Annotated in this window: 13 protein-coding genes; 5 read left to right on the top strand and 8 right to left on the bottom strand. The window is 65.7% G+C overall.

All coding sequences use genetic code 11. From position 1 onward, the window contains the following. The first annotated feature begins 30 nt into the window (after positions 1-30). Positions 31-3,087 carry a multidrug efflux RND transporter permease subunit gene (locus GJV37_RS00220; RefSeq protein ID WP_054909822.1) on the top strand — a complete coding sequence of 1,019 codons (3,057 nt, stop codon included), beginning with the start codon at positions 31-33 and terminating at the stop codon, positions 3,085-3,087. Positions 3,088-3,247: 160 nt separating this feature from the next. Here the strand turns inward: GJV37_RS00220 and GJV37_RS00215 are convergent, their stop codons facing one another. From GJV37_RS00215 to GJV37_RS00200, 4 genes are all read right to left on the bottom strand, one after another. Next, the gene (locus GJV37_RS00215; RefSeq protein ID WP_193452060.1) at positions 3,248-4,279 is read right to left on the bottom strand and encodes a hypothetical protein; all 1,032 of its coding nucleotides are present in this window, start codon (positions 4,277-4,279) and stop codon (positions 3,248-3,250) included. A gap of 187 nt (positions 4,280-4,466) precedes the next feature. Continuing rightward, the gene (locus GJV37_RS00210) at positions 4,467-5,831 is read right to left on the bottom strand and encodes a spinster family MFS transporter (RefSeq protein ID WP_084358742.1); all 1,365 of its coding nucleotides are present in this window, start codon (positions 5,829-5,831) and stop codon (positions 4,467-4,469) included. Between the two features lie 336 nt (positions 5,832-6,167). Further along, positions 6,168-7,190: a ferrochelatase gene (hemH, locus tag GJV37_RS00205; RefSeq protein WP_024762582.1), complete on the bottom strand. Its 1,023-nt coding sequence runs from the start codon at positions 7,188-7,190 to the stop codon at positions 6,168-6,170. Between the two features lie 123 nt (positions 7,191-7,313). Beyond that, a complete protein-coding gene (locus GJV37_RS00200) occupies positions 7,314-8,219 on the bottom strand; it encodes a TIGR01777 family oxidoreductase (RefSeq protein WP_170859797.1) in 906 nt (301 codons plus the stop codon). A 275-nt stretch (positions 8,220-8,494) separates the two neighbouring features. On the opposite strand from GJV37_RS00200, the gene GJV37_RS00195 reads away from it, so the two are divergent. The 4 genes from GJV37_RS00195 to phrB all read left to right on the top strand — a co-directional run bounded on the left by GJV37_RS00195 (position 8,495) and on the right by phrB (position 12,981). Beyond that, complete coding sequence (locus tag GJV37_RS00195) at positions 8,495-9,478, top strand: NAD(P)/FAD-dependent oxidoreductase (RefSeq protein ID WP_024762580.1); 984 nt, start codon at positions 8,495-8,497, stop codon at positions 9,476-9,478. Positions 9,479-9,628: 150 nt separating this feature from the next. Continuing rightward, entirely contained in the window at positions 9,629-10,588 is a 960-nt protein-coding gene (locus GJV37_RS00190; RefSeq protein ID WP_193452299.1) for a YbgA family protein, read from the top strand. Positions 10,589-10,606: 18 nt separating this feature from the next. After that, positions 10,607-11,557, top strand: coding sequence for a MerR family transcriptional regulator (locus tag GJV37_RS00185; protein ID WP_193452059.1), 951 nt, complete (start codon positions 10,607-10,609; stop codon positions 11,555-11,557). Further along, complete coding sequence (phrB, locus tag GJV37_RS00180; RefSeq protein WP_024762577.1) at positions 11,554-12,981, top strand: deoxyribodipyrimidine photo-lyase; 1,428 nt, start codon at positions 11,554-11,556, stop codon at positions 12,979-12,981. Before GJV37_RS00185 ends, phrB begins: the two co-directional genes overlap by 4 nt. 87 nt (positions 12,982-13,068) lie before the next feature. Here the strand turns inward: phrB and GJV37_RS00175 are convergent, their stop codons facing one another. The 4 genes from GJV37_RS00175 to prmC form a co-directional block, all read right to left on the bottom strand. Then, positions 13,069-13,590, bottom strand: a complete 522-nt coding sequence (locus GJV37_RS00175; protein WP_024762576.1) for an acyloxyacyl hydrolase — start codon at positions 13,588-13,590, stop codon at positions 13,069-13,071. Between the two features lie 114 nt (positions 13,591-13,704). Beyond that, positions 13,705-14,499, bottom strand: a complete 795-nt coding sequence (gene murI / locus GJV37_RS00170) for a glutamate racemase (RefSeq protein WP_024762575.1) — start codon at positions 14,497-14,499, stop codon at positions 13,705-13,707. Continuing rightward, the gene (locus GJV37_RS00165) at positions 14,492-15,247 is read right to left on the bottom strand and encodes a molybdopterin-synthase adenylyltransferase MoeB (protein WP_193452058.1); all 756 of its coding nucleotides are present in this window, start codon (positions 15,245-15,247) and stop codon (positions 14,492-14,494) included. Before GJV37_RS00165 ends, murI begins: the two co-directional genes overlap by 8 nt. Continuing rightward, the gene (gene prmC / locus GJV37_RS00160) at positions 15,241-16,071 is read right to left on the bottom strand and encodes a peptide chain release factor N(5)-glutamine methyltransferase (RefSeq protein ID WP_037011947.1); all 831 of its coding nucleotides are present in this window, start codon (positions 16,069-16,071) and stop codon (positions 15,241-15,243) included. Before prmC ends, GJV37_RS00165 begins: the two co-directional genes overlap by 7 nt. Positions 16,072-16,079: the final 8 nt, after the last annotated feature.

The following is a 16,079-nucleotide window of genomic DNA, read 5'->3' as shown; positions in this document are numbered from 1 at the left end:
CCGGCAGGGTCCGCATTAAAGGATTGAGCTATGTTCACCGATCCCTTTATCCGTCGCCCCGTGCTGGCGACCGTGGTCAGCCTGCTGATCGTCCTGCTCGGCATGCAGGCCTTCAGCAAGCTGGTGATCCGCGAATATCCGCAGATGGAAAACGCGCTGATCACCGTCACCACCTTCTATGCCGGCGCCAACGCCGAGACCATCCAGGGCTACATCACCCAGCCGCTGCAGCAGAGCCTCGCCAGCGCCGAAGGCATCGACTACATGACCTCGGTGAGCCGGCAGAACTACTCGGTGATCTCGATCTACGCGCACATCGGCGCCAACACCGATCGCCTGGTCACCGAGTTGCTGTCGAAGATCGGCGAGGTGAAGACCCAGCTGCCGCCGGATGCCGAGGACCCGATCCTCGACAAGGAAGCGGCCGACGCCTCGGCGCTGATGTACATCAGCTTCTTCAGCGAGCAGATGAACAACCCGCAGATCACCGACTACCTGTCGCGGGTGATCCAGCCCAAGCTCGCCACCCTGCCGGGCATCGCCGAAGCCGAGATCCTCGGCAACCAGGTGTTCGCCATGCGCCTGTGGCTGGACCCGGTGAAGATGGCCGCCTACGGCATTACCGCCGGCGACGTGGCCAGCGCAGTGCGCGAGTACAACTTCCTCTCCGCCGCCGGCGAGGTGAAGGGCGAGCTGGTGGTCACCTCGGTGAACGCCACCACCGACCTGAAATCCCCGGAAGCCTTCGCCGCCATTCCGCTGAAGACCGCAGGCGACCGCCGCGTGCTGATGGGTGACGTGGCGCGCATCGAACTGGGCGCGGCGAGCTATGACGCGGTCAGCTCGTTCAACGGCATCCCCTCCGTGTACATCGGCATCAAGGGCACGCCCAGCTCCAACCCGCTGGACGTGATCAAGGAAGTCCGCGCCAAGATGCCGGAGCTGGAAGAGCAGCTGCCGCCGGGCCTGAAAGTCTCCATCGCCTACGACGCCACGCGCTTCATCCAGGCATCCATCGACGAAGTGGTGAAGACCCTGGCCGAGGCGATCCTGATCGTCATCGTCGTGGTATTCCTGTTCCTCGGCGCGTTCCGCTCGGTGATCATCCCGGTGGTGACCATCCCGCTGTCGATGATCGGCGTGCTGTTCTTCATGCAGATGATGGGCTATTCGATCAACCTGCTGACGCTGCTGGCGATGGTGCTCGCCATCGGCCTGGTGGTGGACGACGCCATCGTCGTGGTGGAGAACATCCACCGCCACATCGAGGAGGGCAAGTCGCCGTTCCAGGGCGCCATCGAGGGCGCGCGGGAAATCGCCGTGCCGGTGGTGACCATGACCATCACCCTGGCCGCCGTGTATGCGCCCATCGGCTTCCTCAGCGGCCTGACCGGCGCGCTGTTCAAGGAGTTCGCCTTCACCCTCGCCGGTGCGGTAATCATCTCCGGCATCGTCGCCCTGACGCTGTCGCCGATGATGTGCTCGCGCCTGCTGCGCCACGACGAAAACCCCAGCGGCCTGGCGCATCGCCTGGACCTGATCTTCGAGGGTCTCAAGCAGCGTTATCAGCGCGCCCTGCATGGCACGCTGAACAGCCGTCCGGTGGTAATCGTCTTCGCCCTGCTGGTGCTGGCGATCATCCCGCTGCTGTTGATGTTCACCCACAAGGAACTGGCGCCGGAGGAAGACCAGGGCATCGTCTTCATCATGGCCAACGCACCGCAGACGGCGAACCTGGATTACCTGTCGAAGTACACCGCCGAGTTCGAGGGTATCTTCCGCAAGTTCCCCGAGTACTATTCGGCGTTCCAGATCAACGGCTACAACGGCGTGCAGACCGGCATCGGCGGCATGCTGCTCAAGCCCTGGGACGAGCGCGACCGTAGCCAGATGGAACTGCTCCACGCGGTACAGGAAGAGCTGAACAAGATTCCCGGCCTGCAGATCTTCGGCTTCAACCTGCCGTCGCTGCCAGGGACCGGCGAGGGCCTGCCGTTCCAGTTCGTGATCAACACCGCCAGCGACTACCAGTCCCTGCTGCAGGTGGCCGAGCGGGTGAAGAAGCGTGCCGAGGAATCAGGCAAGTTCGCCTTCCTCGACCTCGACCTGGCCTTCGACAAGCCCGAACTGGTGGTCGACATCGACCGCGCCAAGGCCGCGCAGATGGGCGTCAGCATGCAGGACCTGGGCGTGTCCCTCGGCGCGCTGCTGGGTGAAGGCGAGATCAACCGCTTCACCATCGACGGGCGCAGCTACAAGGTGATCGCCCAGGTCGAGCGCGCCTACCGCGACAACCCGAGCTGGCTGAACAACTACTACGTGAAGAGCCAGAGCGGCCAGCTGATCTCGCTGTCCACCCTGGTGACCTTCCACGAGCGCGCCCGCCCGCGCCAGCTCAACCAGTTCCAGCAATTGAACTCGGCAATCATCTCCGGCGTGCCCATGGTCAGCATGGGCGAGGCCATCGAGACGGTGCGCGGTTTCGCCGAAGAGGAATCGCCGCGCGGCTTCTCCTTCGACTACGCAGGCGCCTCGCGGCAGTTCGTGCAGGAAGGCAGCGCGCTGATGATCACCTTCGCCCTGGCATTGGCAGTGATCTTCCTGGTGCTGGCGGCACAGTTCGAGAGCTTCCGCGACCCATTGGTGATCATGGTCACCGTGCCGTTGTCGATCTGTGGCGCGCTGATCCCGCTGTTCCTCGGCCTGTCGAGCCTGAACATCTACACCCAGGTCGGCCTGGTGACGCTGATCGGCCTGATCAGCAAGCACGGCATCCTCATCGTCGAGTTCGCCAACCAGCTGCGCCATGAGCGTGGCCTGTCGGTGCGCGAGGCGGTCGAGGAAGCCGCGGCGATCCGCCTGCGCCCGGTGCTGATGACCACCGCGGCGATGGTGCTGGGCGTGACCCCGCTGCTGTTCGCCAGCGGCGCCGGCGCGGTCAGCCGCTTCGACATCGGCGTGGTGATCGCCACGGGCATGAGCGTCGGTACGCTGTTCACCCTGTTCGTCCTGCCCTGCGTGTACACGCTGCTGGCCAAGCCGGACAAGAAGCCTGCTGAAGCCGGCACGCCAGCCACGGCGCACTGAATGAAAAAGCCCCGCATCCGCGGGGCTTTTTTCTCTGTTTGATCCGCGCGCCTGGCCCTTGTAGGAGCGAGCTTGCTCGCGAACCGCCTGATGCCAATGTCCCTGGCTAAACCGCGTTCGCGAGCAAGCTCGCTCCTAGAGTTCCTGCACAACCGGGACTTCACTGTTTCGGAATTGAAAACGCCACCAGCCGATACCCGTCGGCGGTGCGGATGAAATCGAAACTCGCATGCTTGGCCGGCTCGAATGAGCCCTGCTCCCAGTGCTCCATGGCCGAGACCTTGGGCGTCATCCACTGAGCGAAGTCGCCGCAGTTGTCGAAGTACTGCGGGTCGCTCTCGGGGTCGAACGGCCAGCCCATGTCGTCCTGGCGCACGCCATAGCCACCTGACGCACGCAGGGTTTCCAGGCGCTTGCGCAGCCCGGCCACGTGTTGGCGCAAAACATCGTCCACCGGAGCGGCCTGCCAGTCATCCAGCGATTCGCTGCCCTGACCGTGCCAGACTCGCGAGTAGCTGTGCGCCTTCAGCGAATCATCATCGAGCTGCGCGAGAAAAACGTCCCTGAACCAGAGGGCGAAGTCCTTCTCGATGTCGACGAAGCTGATGTAACGACCGTCGACTCCCTGGAAGGAGACGCGGCGCGGGTCGTTGGAGGGTTGTTCGCTCACCTGCCGCGAGAACCAGTCCAGCGCGCCAGCACGGGTGCTGTCGAAGTTCGACACCAGCGCCTTGCCATGGCGGTCGAGCAGCAACTCGGTGCCGCCCTTCCAGCCTCGGTGTTCACAATGCTCCAGGCTGATACCCGGATCGGCGCAGGTTCGGCGGGCCCCCGTCAGCGCCATGACCATGCCGTTACGCATGGCACTGGCGTCGCTCAGCTCGGCCGGGATCAGCACCCGGCCATGGCCATCGAGGAACCCCACCTTGTCACGCTGGCGATCGCGGAAGCGGATGCTGTTCTCACTCTCGCAGACCGGCGCGTTGTCGAAGAAGTAGACCGCATCCGGCGCCACCCGACGACCATCGCGCAGCAGGTGGTAGGTGCGGTAACCGTCGGCGGTTTCCTCCCCGGTGGCGATGATGTGCTCGAAGCGCCGCGCCATCGTGAACATCGGGCTGAGCCTGGGCGGGACCTGCACCGTGCCCTGCGCATCCTTGAAGCCGATGAGGTCGTTCTGCGTGAACGCCACCCAAGGCTCGTTCGCTCCTGCCGGAGCGCACAGCGCCAGTGCCCCCAGGACAAGCAGCCCTGCACGAATGCCCTTTCCTTCCATGCTGGAAATCTCCCCTCGAACCCATGTTCCGTCGCATTGTGCCACGCACAAAGAAAAGCCCCCGCGCATCGCTGCGCGGGGGCTCGGTGCCGAACTGGCAGTATCAGGCCGGCTGGCGTTGCATCGCGCCGCTGCCGCTGTCGCCCTTCAGGCTCCAGCTCTTGAGGTGCTCGAGGCTGGCCCGGTATGGCTTCAGGCCGTTGGCCAGGAACAGCGCGCCCGCCAGCAGGGCCACGGCGCTGACGATCAACAGCGAATAACGCAGCGCCATGTCGTCGGCGAACACGTAGTCGGTGACCAGGGCGATGGCGGTGGGGCCTACGCCCAGGCCCAGCAGCGTGACCACGAACAGGTAGATGGCCGAGGCCTGGCCGCGCATGGAGTTGGGCATGATTTCCTGGATCGCCGCCGGGGCGACGCCGAAGGGCATGCTGAGGAAGAACACGATGGGCGCCATCATCGCGGCAGCCGCATTGGCACTGTCCAGCAGCGGGTAGACCAGGCTCAGCGGGATGGCCAGGATGGCGGCCAGCAGGCCCACGCGCATGTTGGCGTCGGTGCGCCCGCGCTTGGCCCAGTAGTCGGCCAGGCGGCCACCGCAGACGATGCCCAGGCAGCCGAACACGGCGACGATGCTGCCGTACACCACGCCCACGTGGCCGGCGTCCCAGCCATAGGTGCGGACGAAGAAGGTCGGCACCCAGGCGCCGCTGCCGTAGCTGGCGAAGGAGATGCAGGCGAAGCCGAAGTTGTGGCAGATCACCGTCTTGCGGTTGGCGCGCAGGTAGGCGCCCACCTCGCTCATTGGCACCACCACGCCGGCCCCCACGCCACGACGGGTCGGCTCCTTGACTGCGAGCATCAGCAGGGTGAACAGCACGCCGGCCGCGCCGAGAATCAGGAAGATCAGCTGCCAGGGGCGCACTTCACCGAGGACCGGCAGGTGCACGTCGCCCTGGGCCGAGGCGAACTTAATCACCAGGCCGCCGAGCAGGAAGGCCAGGCCCGAGCCGAGGTAGATGCCCATGGAGTAGACGCTGATGGCGGTGGCGCGGCGATTGGCCGGAAAGCTGTCGGCGATCAGCGAATAGGCTGCCGGCGACAATGCCGCCTCGCCCACGCCGACACCGACGCGGAACAGCAGGAAGTGCCAGTACTGCTTGGCCAGGCCGCAGGCGGCGGTCATGGCGCTCCAGATCAGCACGCCGACGGTGATCAGCCCGCGGCGGCTGCGGCTGTCCGCCATGCGCCCGAGGGGAATGCCGCACAGGGTATAGAACAGCGCGAAGGACAGGCCCATCAGCAGGCTCATCTGCGTGTCGCTGATTTCCAGGTCGCGGCGGATGGGGCCGACCAGCAGGTTGAGAATCTGTCGGTCGATGAAGGAAAGCACGTAGGCGACCATAAGGATCGCAACCGTGGACCAGGCCACGGCACTGGAGGGGTAGCCGTTATTGTTGTTGTTCATGCCGGGCTCCTGATACGCCGCCAATCGCGGCGAAGGCGAAGGGGAGACCCGCAGAGTAGGCATTGCGAACACACAGCGCGCGCACTATCAGGTCTCTGAATGCGTGCGTCGGCCGTTGGCTGATGAATGGGTGGTCAGAGGCTGGCCGCCGGGTTTCAGCAGGGGCGCTCCTACGAAGAGCAGGCAAGTACCGGAGATACTCTCACCCCAGCCCTCTCCCAAAGGGAGAGGGGGCAATCCGAGCCGGCTGACGCGGAGCTTTCATCCTGTACCGAACGCTCCCCTCTCCCTCAGGGAGAGGGTCAGGGTGAGGGGAAGCCAGAGCGCCGAAGTCGATCAGATCGCGGCCGGCGTCCGCTCGCACAACTTCGCCAACGCCCGCGCCCACAACTCCTGGTCATTCAGGCAAGGCACCAGCACCAGCTCCTCGCCACCTGCCGCACGGAACTGCTCGTTGCCGCGCTGGCCGATTTCTTCCAGCGTCTCGATGCAATCGGCGACGAAGGCCGGGCACATCACCAGCAGCCGTTTCACGCCCTGCTTGCCGAGTTTGTCCAGCTGTGCCTCGGTATAGGGCTCGATCCACTTGTTGCGTCCCAGACGCGACTGGAAGGACACCGACCAGCGCCCGTCCTCCAGCCCGGCACCCGCGGCGAAGTCTTCGGCCGTGCGCAGGCACTGGCTGCGGTAACAGACAGCCATGACGTCCTCGTGCACGCCCCGGCTGGAGCTGGCGGTGAGGTCGTGGCTCTTGTCCTTCACCAGCTTGCGGATGTGAGACTCGGGCAAGCCATGGAAGCTCAGCAACAGATGGTCATAGGGCTGCTCCAGATAGGGCTTCACGCTATCCACCAGCGCCTGGCGGTACTCGGGCTCCGCGTAGAACGGCGGCAGCACCTTCAGCTCCAGCTTGAGGCCATGCTCGCGCATGACCCGGCGGGCTTCCTCGATGGCGGTGGTGGTGGTGCTGTCGGCGAACTGCGGGTAGAGCGGCGCGAAGGTCACCTGGGTAATGCCCTGCTGGCTCAGGCGCAGCAGCGCACCCTCGATGGACGGCTCGCCGTAGCGCATGCCCAGCTCCACCGGGCCATGCGACCAGAACGGCCGGACGGCCTCCTGCAGGCGGCGGCTCAGCACGACCAGCGGCGAGCCGTCGTCCCACCAGATCGACGCATAGGCATGGGCGGACTCCTCCGGGCGCTTGCGCAGCACCAGCGAAACCAGCAGCCGGCGAATCGGCCAGGGCAGATCGATCACGTAGGGGTCCATGAGGAATTGATCGAGGTAGCGGCGCACGTCCTCGACCCGGGTGGAAGCCGGCGATCCCAGGTTGACCAGCAGGAGGGCGTTTTGGGTCATGCAGTGTCCTTAAACCGGTGCGGTAGGCGGTCATCGTGCGGGCTGCGCAGTTTACACGCAGCTCGCTCCATCAAGAGGCCCCGAGGCTGTCACCGATGTCGCAGGGCCTCGGCAGGCCGGGGTTCAGCGGGCCTCGCGAAGCACGTCGGCCAGGGCCTCCTTCAGCTCCGGGAAACGAAACTCGAAGCCGGCGTCCAGCAGGCGTCGCGGCACGATGCGCTGGCCGCCCAGCAGCAGGGTCGACATCTCGCCCAGCAGCAGGCGCAGGGCGAAACCCGGCATGGGCATCAGCGTCGGCCGGTGCAGTGCCTGGCCCAGCTCCTGGGTGAAGTCACGGTTGCGCACCGGCTGCGGCGCGCAAGCATTATAGGGACCCTCGGCATCGGCCTTGCGCAAAAGAAAATCGATCAGGGCGATCTGGTCCTCTATATGGATCCAGGACATCCACTGGCGACCGTCCCCCAATCGCCCGCCCGCGCCCAGGCGGAACGGCGGCAACAGGCGCTTGAGGAAGCCACCTTCGGGCGCCAGCACCAACCCGGTACGCACCAGGACCACACGGATGCCCAGTGCCTCGGCCTCGCGGGCGATCTGCTCCCAGGCCAGGCACAGCTCGCTGGCGAAGTCTTCGCCGGCCGCTGCGCTGTTCTCTTCCAACGGGCGCTCACCCGCGTCGCCATACCAGCCGACCGCCGAGCCGTTGATCAGCACTGCCGGGCGCTGGCTGCGGCTTTCCAGCCAGGCCACCAGGCGCTCGGTCAGGCGCACCCGGCTGTCCCACAGCAAGGCCTTGCGCCGGGCACTCCACGGCTTGTCGGCAATCGGCTCGCCGGCCAGGTTGACCACTGCGTCCAGCGGCCCGTCGCCATAGCCTTCGAAGTCGGCGATGCCGCGCACCGTCTCGCCGCACAGCGACGGAACGCGCTGCGGCTGGCGGCTGAGCACGGTGAGCTGGTGCCCCTCGGCGCTCCACTGGCGGCAGAGGCGGCGGCCGATCAGGCCGGTACCACCGGTCAAGAGAATATGCATGGCGAACTCCTTGTTGCGTTGTTCCACCTTCCATCAGTCTGGACGAGAGGGAGGCGATTGCATTGACACTCCCTCTGCGGCGAGGTCTACGCTGTAAGTGCCGGAACCCGAGCCGGGCTCATCTCTGAATGAACCGATGCGGCACCGAAGGTTCCGATGATCGGATTCCTATCGATGACGAGCGCAGGCAACTGAAAAACAATTGTACAGATAGTTTCGTTTGTACAAGAGCATCCCGCTCGTTACGCTGAAAGACACAGAATACGAGGCATGTCATGAGCGCCCCCATTGCCATTATCGGCACCGGTATCGCCGGACTCTCGGCGGCCCACGCCCTGCGTGACGCCGGACAGGACGTCCAGCTGTTCGACAAGGGCCACGGCAGCGGCGGCCGGATGGCCAGCAAGCGCAGCGAGGCCGGTGCACTGGACCTCGGCGCACAGTACTTCACCGCCCGCGACCGGCGCTTCCTCGACGCCATTCAGCAGTGGCGCGAGCATGGCTGGGTCGCCGAATGGGACCCAGCCCTCTACCAGTACCGCGACGGCGAGCTCAGCCCCTCTCCCGACGAGCAGCCACGCTGGGTCGGCACCCCGCGCATGAGCGCGATTACTCGTGCACTGCTGCAGGACCAGGTCGTCACCTTCGCCTGTCGCATCACCGAGGTATACCGCGGCGAGGAGCACTGGCACCTGCAGGACTCCGAGGGGCAGACGCACGGTCCGTTCAGCCGCGTGCTGGTCGCCACCCCTGCGCCACAGGCCGCCGCCCTCCTGGCCAGCGCGCCTAAGCTGGCCGCCGCCGCCGCGAGCATTCCCATGGAACCCACCTGGGCCGTCGCCCTGGCCTTCCGCGAACCGCTGGATACGCCGGTGCAAGGCTGCTTCGTCCACGAGGGCCCGCTGTCCTGGCTGGCCAGCAACCACTCCAAGCCGGGGCGCGACGAACAACTGGACACCTGGGTGCTGCACGCCGCCAGCGGCTGGAGCAAGCAGCACATCGACCTGCCCAAGGAAAGCGTGATCGAACACCTGCGCGGGGCCTTCGCCGAGTTGATCGGCTGCGCCGTGCACGCGCCCGACTTCGCACTCGCCCACCGCTGGCTCTACGCCCGGCCCATGGAAGCCCATCAGTTCGGCGCCCTCGCCGATGCTGACCTGGGCATCTACGCCTGCGGCGACTGGTGCCTTTCCGGTCGCGTAGAAGGCGCCTGGCTGAGCGGCCTGGAAGCCGCCCGCCGCCTGCTCGAACACCTCTGATCGCGCACGGCCCTCACCTTCCGGAGAGGCCGTGAAGCCCCACGCTGGCGTCGCGCCCCTGTACAAAGCTTTGCACTTGTACAGGCTTGCGTCTATCCTGGCCGATAGTTGTACAAATAAATCATCATGTACAAGAAATCGGTCAAAACCATGTCCAGCATCCCGCCACGTCCCAAGCTCGGCATCAGCGCCTGCCTGCTGGGCGAACCGGTGCGCTACAACGGCGGGCACAAGGCCTCGCGCCTGTGCCTGGACGTGCTCAGCCGCTATTTCGACTTCGTCCCGCTGTGCCCAGAAGTCGCCATCGGCCTCGGCGTGCCACGCCCAACCCTGCGCCTGGTGGGCGACCAGGATGATCCCCGCGCGCTGATCCAGCGCGAGGGCGGCCGCGACGTCAGCGAAGCCCTGCGCAATTTCGGCCGCCAGCAGGCCACTCTGCAGCAGGACATCTGTGGCTACATCTTCATGCAGCAATCGCCCTCCTGCGGCCTGTACCGGGTGAAGCTGTACCGCTTCGACGGCCAGTTGCGCTCAGCGGGCGGGCGCGGGCTGTACACGGAAACCTTCTGCGCCGCGCGCCCGGAACTGCCGGTGGAAGAAGAAGGCCGGCTCAACGATCCGGTAATCCGCGAGAACTTCCTCACTCGCGTCTTCGCCTACGCCGAATGGCAGAAGCTCTGTACCCAGGGCCTCACGCGCCATGCAGTGATCACCTTCCACTCGCGCTACAAGTACCAGCTGCTGGCACACAACCCGCGTCAGTACAGCGCCCTCGGCCAGCGTCTGGCGAAGATCGGCGAACAGCCGCTGGAAGACTTCGCCCCGGGCTATTTCCGCGACTTCATGCAGGCCCTGGGTAGTTGCGCCACCCGCGGCACCCACAGCAATGTCCTGCAGCACCTGGCCGGCTACCTCAAGCACGACCTGCCCTCCGCCGAGAAGGCCGAGATGCAGCGCCTGATCGATCAGTACCGCGAAGGCGTGATACCGCTGGTGGTGCCGCTGACCCTGCTCAAGCACCACTTCCGCCTGCACCCGCACCCCTACATCGACGCTCAGGCTTACCTGCAACCGCACCCGGAAGACCTGAGCCTGCGCAATGCCATCTGACGTACCCACAGGATCCCCATGAACCCCGACCACCCTCACCGCGAGTCGGACGACGACTACCGCCAGGCCCTGGCCGACGGCTGGCTGCCGATCCGCGAAGTATCCCGGCGCACCGGCGTCAACCCGGTCACCCTGCGCGCCTGGGAACGCCGCTACGGCCTGGTCGTCCCCCAGCGCACGCCCAAGGGCCACCGCCTCTACTCCGAAGCGCAGGTCTCGCGCATCCAGGCCATCCTTACCTGGCTCGGCCGAGGCGTGGCAGTGAGCAAGATCCGCGCGCTACTCGACGACAACGCGCCGCTGCCGCTGGACACCTCCGCCTCCCCCTGGGACGACCTGCGCCAGCAATGCATCGCCGCCATCGGCCGAATCAGCGAGCGCCAGTTGGACGAACTGTTCAATGGCGCGCTGGCGATCTACCCCGCACAGACACTCTGCGAACAATTGATGCTGCCGCTGCTGGACGAACTGGAACGGCGCTGGCAGGGCCAGTTCGGCGCGCAGCTGGAACGGGTGTTCTTCCATACCTGGCTGCGCACCAAGTTCGGCACCCGCCTGTACCACCACAACCGCCAGCAACGCGGTGCCCCGCTGCTGCTGGTCAACCAGTCCGGCTTGCCGCTGGAGCCGGGCCTGTGGCTCACCGCCTGGCTGGCCAGCAGCGCCGGCTGCCCACTGGAAATATTCGACTGCCCGCTACCGCCGGGCGAGTTGGCACTGGCGGTGGAGCGACTGCAGCCACGCGCCGTGCTGCTCTACTCCAGCCACACGCTGAATCTGGTGCAACTGCCCAGACTGCTGGCTGGCGTCGACTGCCCGCGCCTGCTGGCCGGCCCCGCCACTGCCATCCACCCCGATGCGCTGCAGGAACTGGACATCGGCGAACCGCCGCTGCACCTGGCGAGCGACCCAGTCGCCGCGTTCGACCTGCTGCGCGAGCTGCACCTGCTCAACGGGGAGGCTGCATGAAGCGCCAACTCGTCTGGCTGCGCACCGACCTGCGCCTGCGCGACAACAGTGCCCTGCACGCCGCCGCCGAGCGCGGACCGGTGATAGCCCTTTACCTGCTCAGCCCCAGCCAGTGGCAACGCCACGACGATGCACCGAGCAAGGTCGACTTCTGGCTGCGCAACCTGCGCGAGCTGCGCACCGGCCTCGGCGAGCTGCACATCCCGCTGCTCATCCGCACAGCGGACCACTGGGATGAGGCACCGAAGGTCATCGCGCAACTCTGCCGCGAGCTGGACATCGAGACGCTGCACGTGAACGAGGAGTACGGCGTCAACGAAACGGCCCGCGACGCCGCCGTGGAGAGGGAGCTGGTGCACAGCGGTGTCCGCTTGCGCAGCCACCTTGACCAGCTGTTCTTCACACCCGGCACCATCCTCACCAAGAGCGGCACCTACTTCCAGGTCTACAGCCAGTTCCGCAAGGTCTGCTACGAACGCCTCAACCTGGGCGTACCCAGCCTTGTGCCTGCGCCCCGCTCACAGCAGGAGCTGAATATCGCCAGCGATGAGGTGCCCGAATACATAGAAGGCTTCGAGCCTCCGCCGCCGCAACTGCGCGAAGAATGGCCCGCTGGCGAAGACGCCGCGCACGAGCGCATCGTGCTGTTCACCGACGAGATCCTCAGGACCTACCAGGACACCCGCGACCTTCCCGCCCGCGACGGCACCAGCCGCCTATCGCCCTACCTGGCCGCTGGCGTGCTCTCGCCCCGGCAATGCCTGCATGCGGCGCTGGCGAATAACCATGGCGAGTTCGAGACCGGCAACAGTGGCGCAGTCAGCTGGATCAACGAGCTGCTCTGGCGCGAGTTCTACAAGCACATCCTGGTCGGCTTCCCGCGCGTGAGCCGGCACCGCGCATTCCGCGAAGACACCGAGAAGCTGAAGTGGCGCCAGGACAAGAAGGACCTGGAAGACTGGCAGCAGGGTCGTACCGGCTTCCCCATCATCGACGCCGCCATGCGCCAGTTGCTCGCCACCGGCTGGATGCACAACCGCCTGCGCATGGTGGTGGCGATGTTCCTGACCAAGAACCTGCTGATCGACTGGCGCGAGGGGGAACGCTGGTTCATGCGCCACCTGATCGACGGCGACCTGGCGGCGAACAACGGCGGCTGGCAGTGGAGCGCCTCCACGGGGACCGATGCGGCGCCCTACTTCCGCATCTTCAACCCGATCTCGCAATCCGAGCGCTTCGACCCGGACGGCCGCTTCATCCGCCGCTGGGTTCCGGAGCTGGCCGGACTGCAGGGGCGCGCGCTGCACGATCCGTCGAAGCAGGGCCTGTTCGGGCCTGACGGTTATCCACAGCCGATGTGCGACCTCTCCGCCACGCGGGAGCGGGCGCTGGAGGCGTTCAAAAGCCTCGCAAACTCCCGCTGAGGCCCCCTCTTCGTGGGTGCGGCTGAACCTCGATATGGCGCACATAAAAAAGCCGGGCGCTGGGCCCGGCTTTTTGTCAGCGATCTGTTACAGCGGATGCGTGTAATAAAGGCTGTAGGATTCGATGCCATCGTTCGGCTGGCTGATACCGGCGTTGGAGTAGTGCATGGCCCGGACACCCAAGGCCTGACCCTCGCCGAAACGCAGGCCGACGCCCAGGCGATCCTCGAAGTTGAAGGCGCCACCCAGGTTCTGGTCGCCGACACGGGAACCGCTGAATACGGCTACGCCGATACCTGCCTCAACGAAGGGTTTGACCTTCTCGCCGGAAAATTCGTAGACGAATACCGGGCTGAAGGACAGCGAGTGGCGGCCACTGGCTTGGTCACCGCCTTCCCAGTAAGTGTAGCCGGCGTCCCAGTAACCGGTGAGGCGGCCCGTCGAAGTTTCCCACCAACTCTTGTCCCAGTCGAAACCCAGGCCCAGTCGGTAGGTCATGTCGTTCTGCCCGGTGAAACCGACAGCGCCGGTCAGGCTGGCTGCCTGCGAAGAGACCATGTATCCGAGAGTCAGAGCTGCCACAGTGGCAAGCGAGAGCAGTTTCTTCATCGAAACGTCCTTTATTAGAAAGCTGAATGAAAAATCTCCGCGAATAGCTGGCAATTATAAGGCCATTTGTCAGCATTTACTGACAGACCAAAGTAGATAGCTAGCTATTTTCCATCAGCCAGGGAAGTGACTGACAGGTTCGTCAGTTCCCCAGAGCACTGGCAATACCGGTTCAAAGGCTTCGACTGCGCCGCTGGTCCATAGCTCAATTTTTTTTGCGTGGCCTTCAGCCAGCATCCCCCGTGCCTGCAGCACCCGCTCAAGCTGGCGAGCTACGGCGGCCCCGGTGTCGATCAGCGAAACGTCCGCGGGCACCAGTTGGCGCAGCAGCGGACGCAAAAAAGGATAGTGCGTGCAGCCCAGGATCAGCGTGTCGCAGCCTTCGGCCAGCAACGGCGCAACATAACTCATCAGCAGTTCACGGGTCTGGGGGCCGTCCAGATCGCCCAGCTCGATGCGCTCCACCAACCCAGGACAAGGCTGGGTGATAACCCTCACATCGCTGGCGAAACGATCCAGCAACGCGGCGAATCGCGCACTCTTCAAGGTCCCGGTGGTGGCGAGTACGCCCACCACACCGCTGCGGGTCGCCTCGGCGGCGGGCTTCACCGCCGGCTCCATGGCAACGATGGGCAGCTGTGGATAAAGCTCGCGCAGGTCGGCGGCCGCAGCGGCCGTTGCAGTGTTGCAGGCCAGCACCAACGCCTTGGCGCCACGGCCCAGAAGGAATTCGGCGATGGCACGGCAACGCGCGCGGATGTACTCGGGAGTCTTCTCGCCGTAGGGCACATGGCCGCAGTCGGCAAGATAGATCAGCGATTCATGGGGCAGCCGTGCGCGGATTTCGTGGAGGACGCTCAGGCCGCCCACGCCGGAGTCGAACACACCGACCGGCGCGGCATCAGCCATGCGCCGCTCCGCACACGGCGCACTGCGGATCGCGCTTGACCCGCAGCTCGCGGAAGCGCGAGCCCAGCGCATCGATCAGCAACAGGCGGCCCACCAGCGGCTCGCCGAAACCAGCCAGCAGCTTCAGCGCTTCCAATGCCTGCAGGCTGCCCACCAGGCCCACCAGCGGACCGACCACGCCGGCCTCGCTGCAAGTCAGCTCGGCTTCGCTGCCATGGCCATAGAGGCAGTGGTAGCAGGGGCTTTCCTCACGGCGCGGGTCAAACACCGAGAGCTGCCCTTCCAGGCGAATGGCCGCGCCACTCACCAGCGGCTTCTTCGCGGCAACGCAGGCGGCGTTGACCGCCTCCCGGGTGCCGAAGTTGTCGCAGCAATCCAGTACGAGATCGACGGCAGCAACCGCGGCGTCGAGGGAGTCGGCGTCCAGCGCCTGGCGATGGGCGACCAGCTTCACGTCCGGATTGATCGCCGTGAGGCGGGCAATGGCGGAATCCACCTTGCTCACTCCCACGCTGTCGCTGTCGTGGATGATCTGCCGCTGCAGGTTGGTCAGGTCGACCGTATCGAAGTCCGCCAGGTGCAGCTCGCCAACGCCGGCGGCGGCCAGGTACAACGCCACCGGAGCGCCGAGGCCGCCGAGGCCGACGATCAGTACGCGGCTGTCTTTCAGGCGCAATTGGCCGTCCACGTCGATCTGCGGCAGCAGTATCTGCCGGCTGTAGCGCAGCAGTTCGTTGTCGGTCAGCATGTCCAGCGCCCCAGGCTGATGCGCTCGTGGCCACCTAGGTCGCGGCGACTTTCCACGGCAGTGAAGCCACGGCCTTGCAGCAGGTCGCGCACGGCGTCAGGTTGGTCGAAGCCGTGCTCGAGCATCAGCCAGCCGCCGTTTTCCAGGTGGTCCGGCGCCTGGTCGATGATCAGGCGGATATCGTCCAGCCCGTCCTGCCCGGAGACCAGCGCGCTCGAAGGCTCGAAGCGCACGTCGCCCAGCTTGAGGTGCGGGTCGGTACTGGGAATGTAGGGTGGGTTGCTGACGATCAGCGAGAAGCGCTCGCCATCGACCGCAGAGAACCAGTGACTGGCACGGAAGGCGACATTGGTCAGGCGCAGCCGTTCGCGGTTGCGCTCGGCCAGGGCCACGGCCTCGGGAATGCGGTCCACACCCAGCACTTGCCAGCTCAGGCGCTCACAGGCCAGCGCGAGGGCGATGGCGCCAGTGCCGGTGCCCAGGTCGAGCACGCGGGAAGGCGAGGCCGGCAGCAGCGCCAGCGCGGTCTCCACCAGCAGTTCGGTGTCCGGGCGCGGGATCAGGGTATGCGGCGCGACTTCCAGGTCCAGGCTCCAGAAGCCCTGGCGGCCAAGGATGTAGGCCACCGGCTCGCCGGCTAGGCGGCGCGCCAGGTAGCGGTCGAAGAGGTCGTGCGCCTCACGGCTGACCACGCGTTCGGGCCAGGTGCGCAGGAAGCTGCGCGGTTTGCCCAACGCGGCGGCGAGCAACAGCTCGGCATCCAGGCGCGCACTGGGCGAGTCCGGCAATTGCGCCTCGTTGAGCAGAGTCATGATGGTTGCCATGGTCTGTC

This window comes from Pseudomonas nitroreducens (assembly GCF_010994165.1).
GTDB classification, from domain to species: Bacteria; Pseudomonadota; Gammaproteobacteria; order Pseudomonadales; family Pseudomonadaceae; genus Pseudomonas; species Pseudomonas nitroreducens.
Note: the sequence above shows the minus strand (reverse complement) of the source record. Positions and strands in the feature narration are given on the sequence as shown.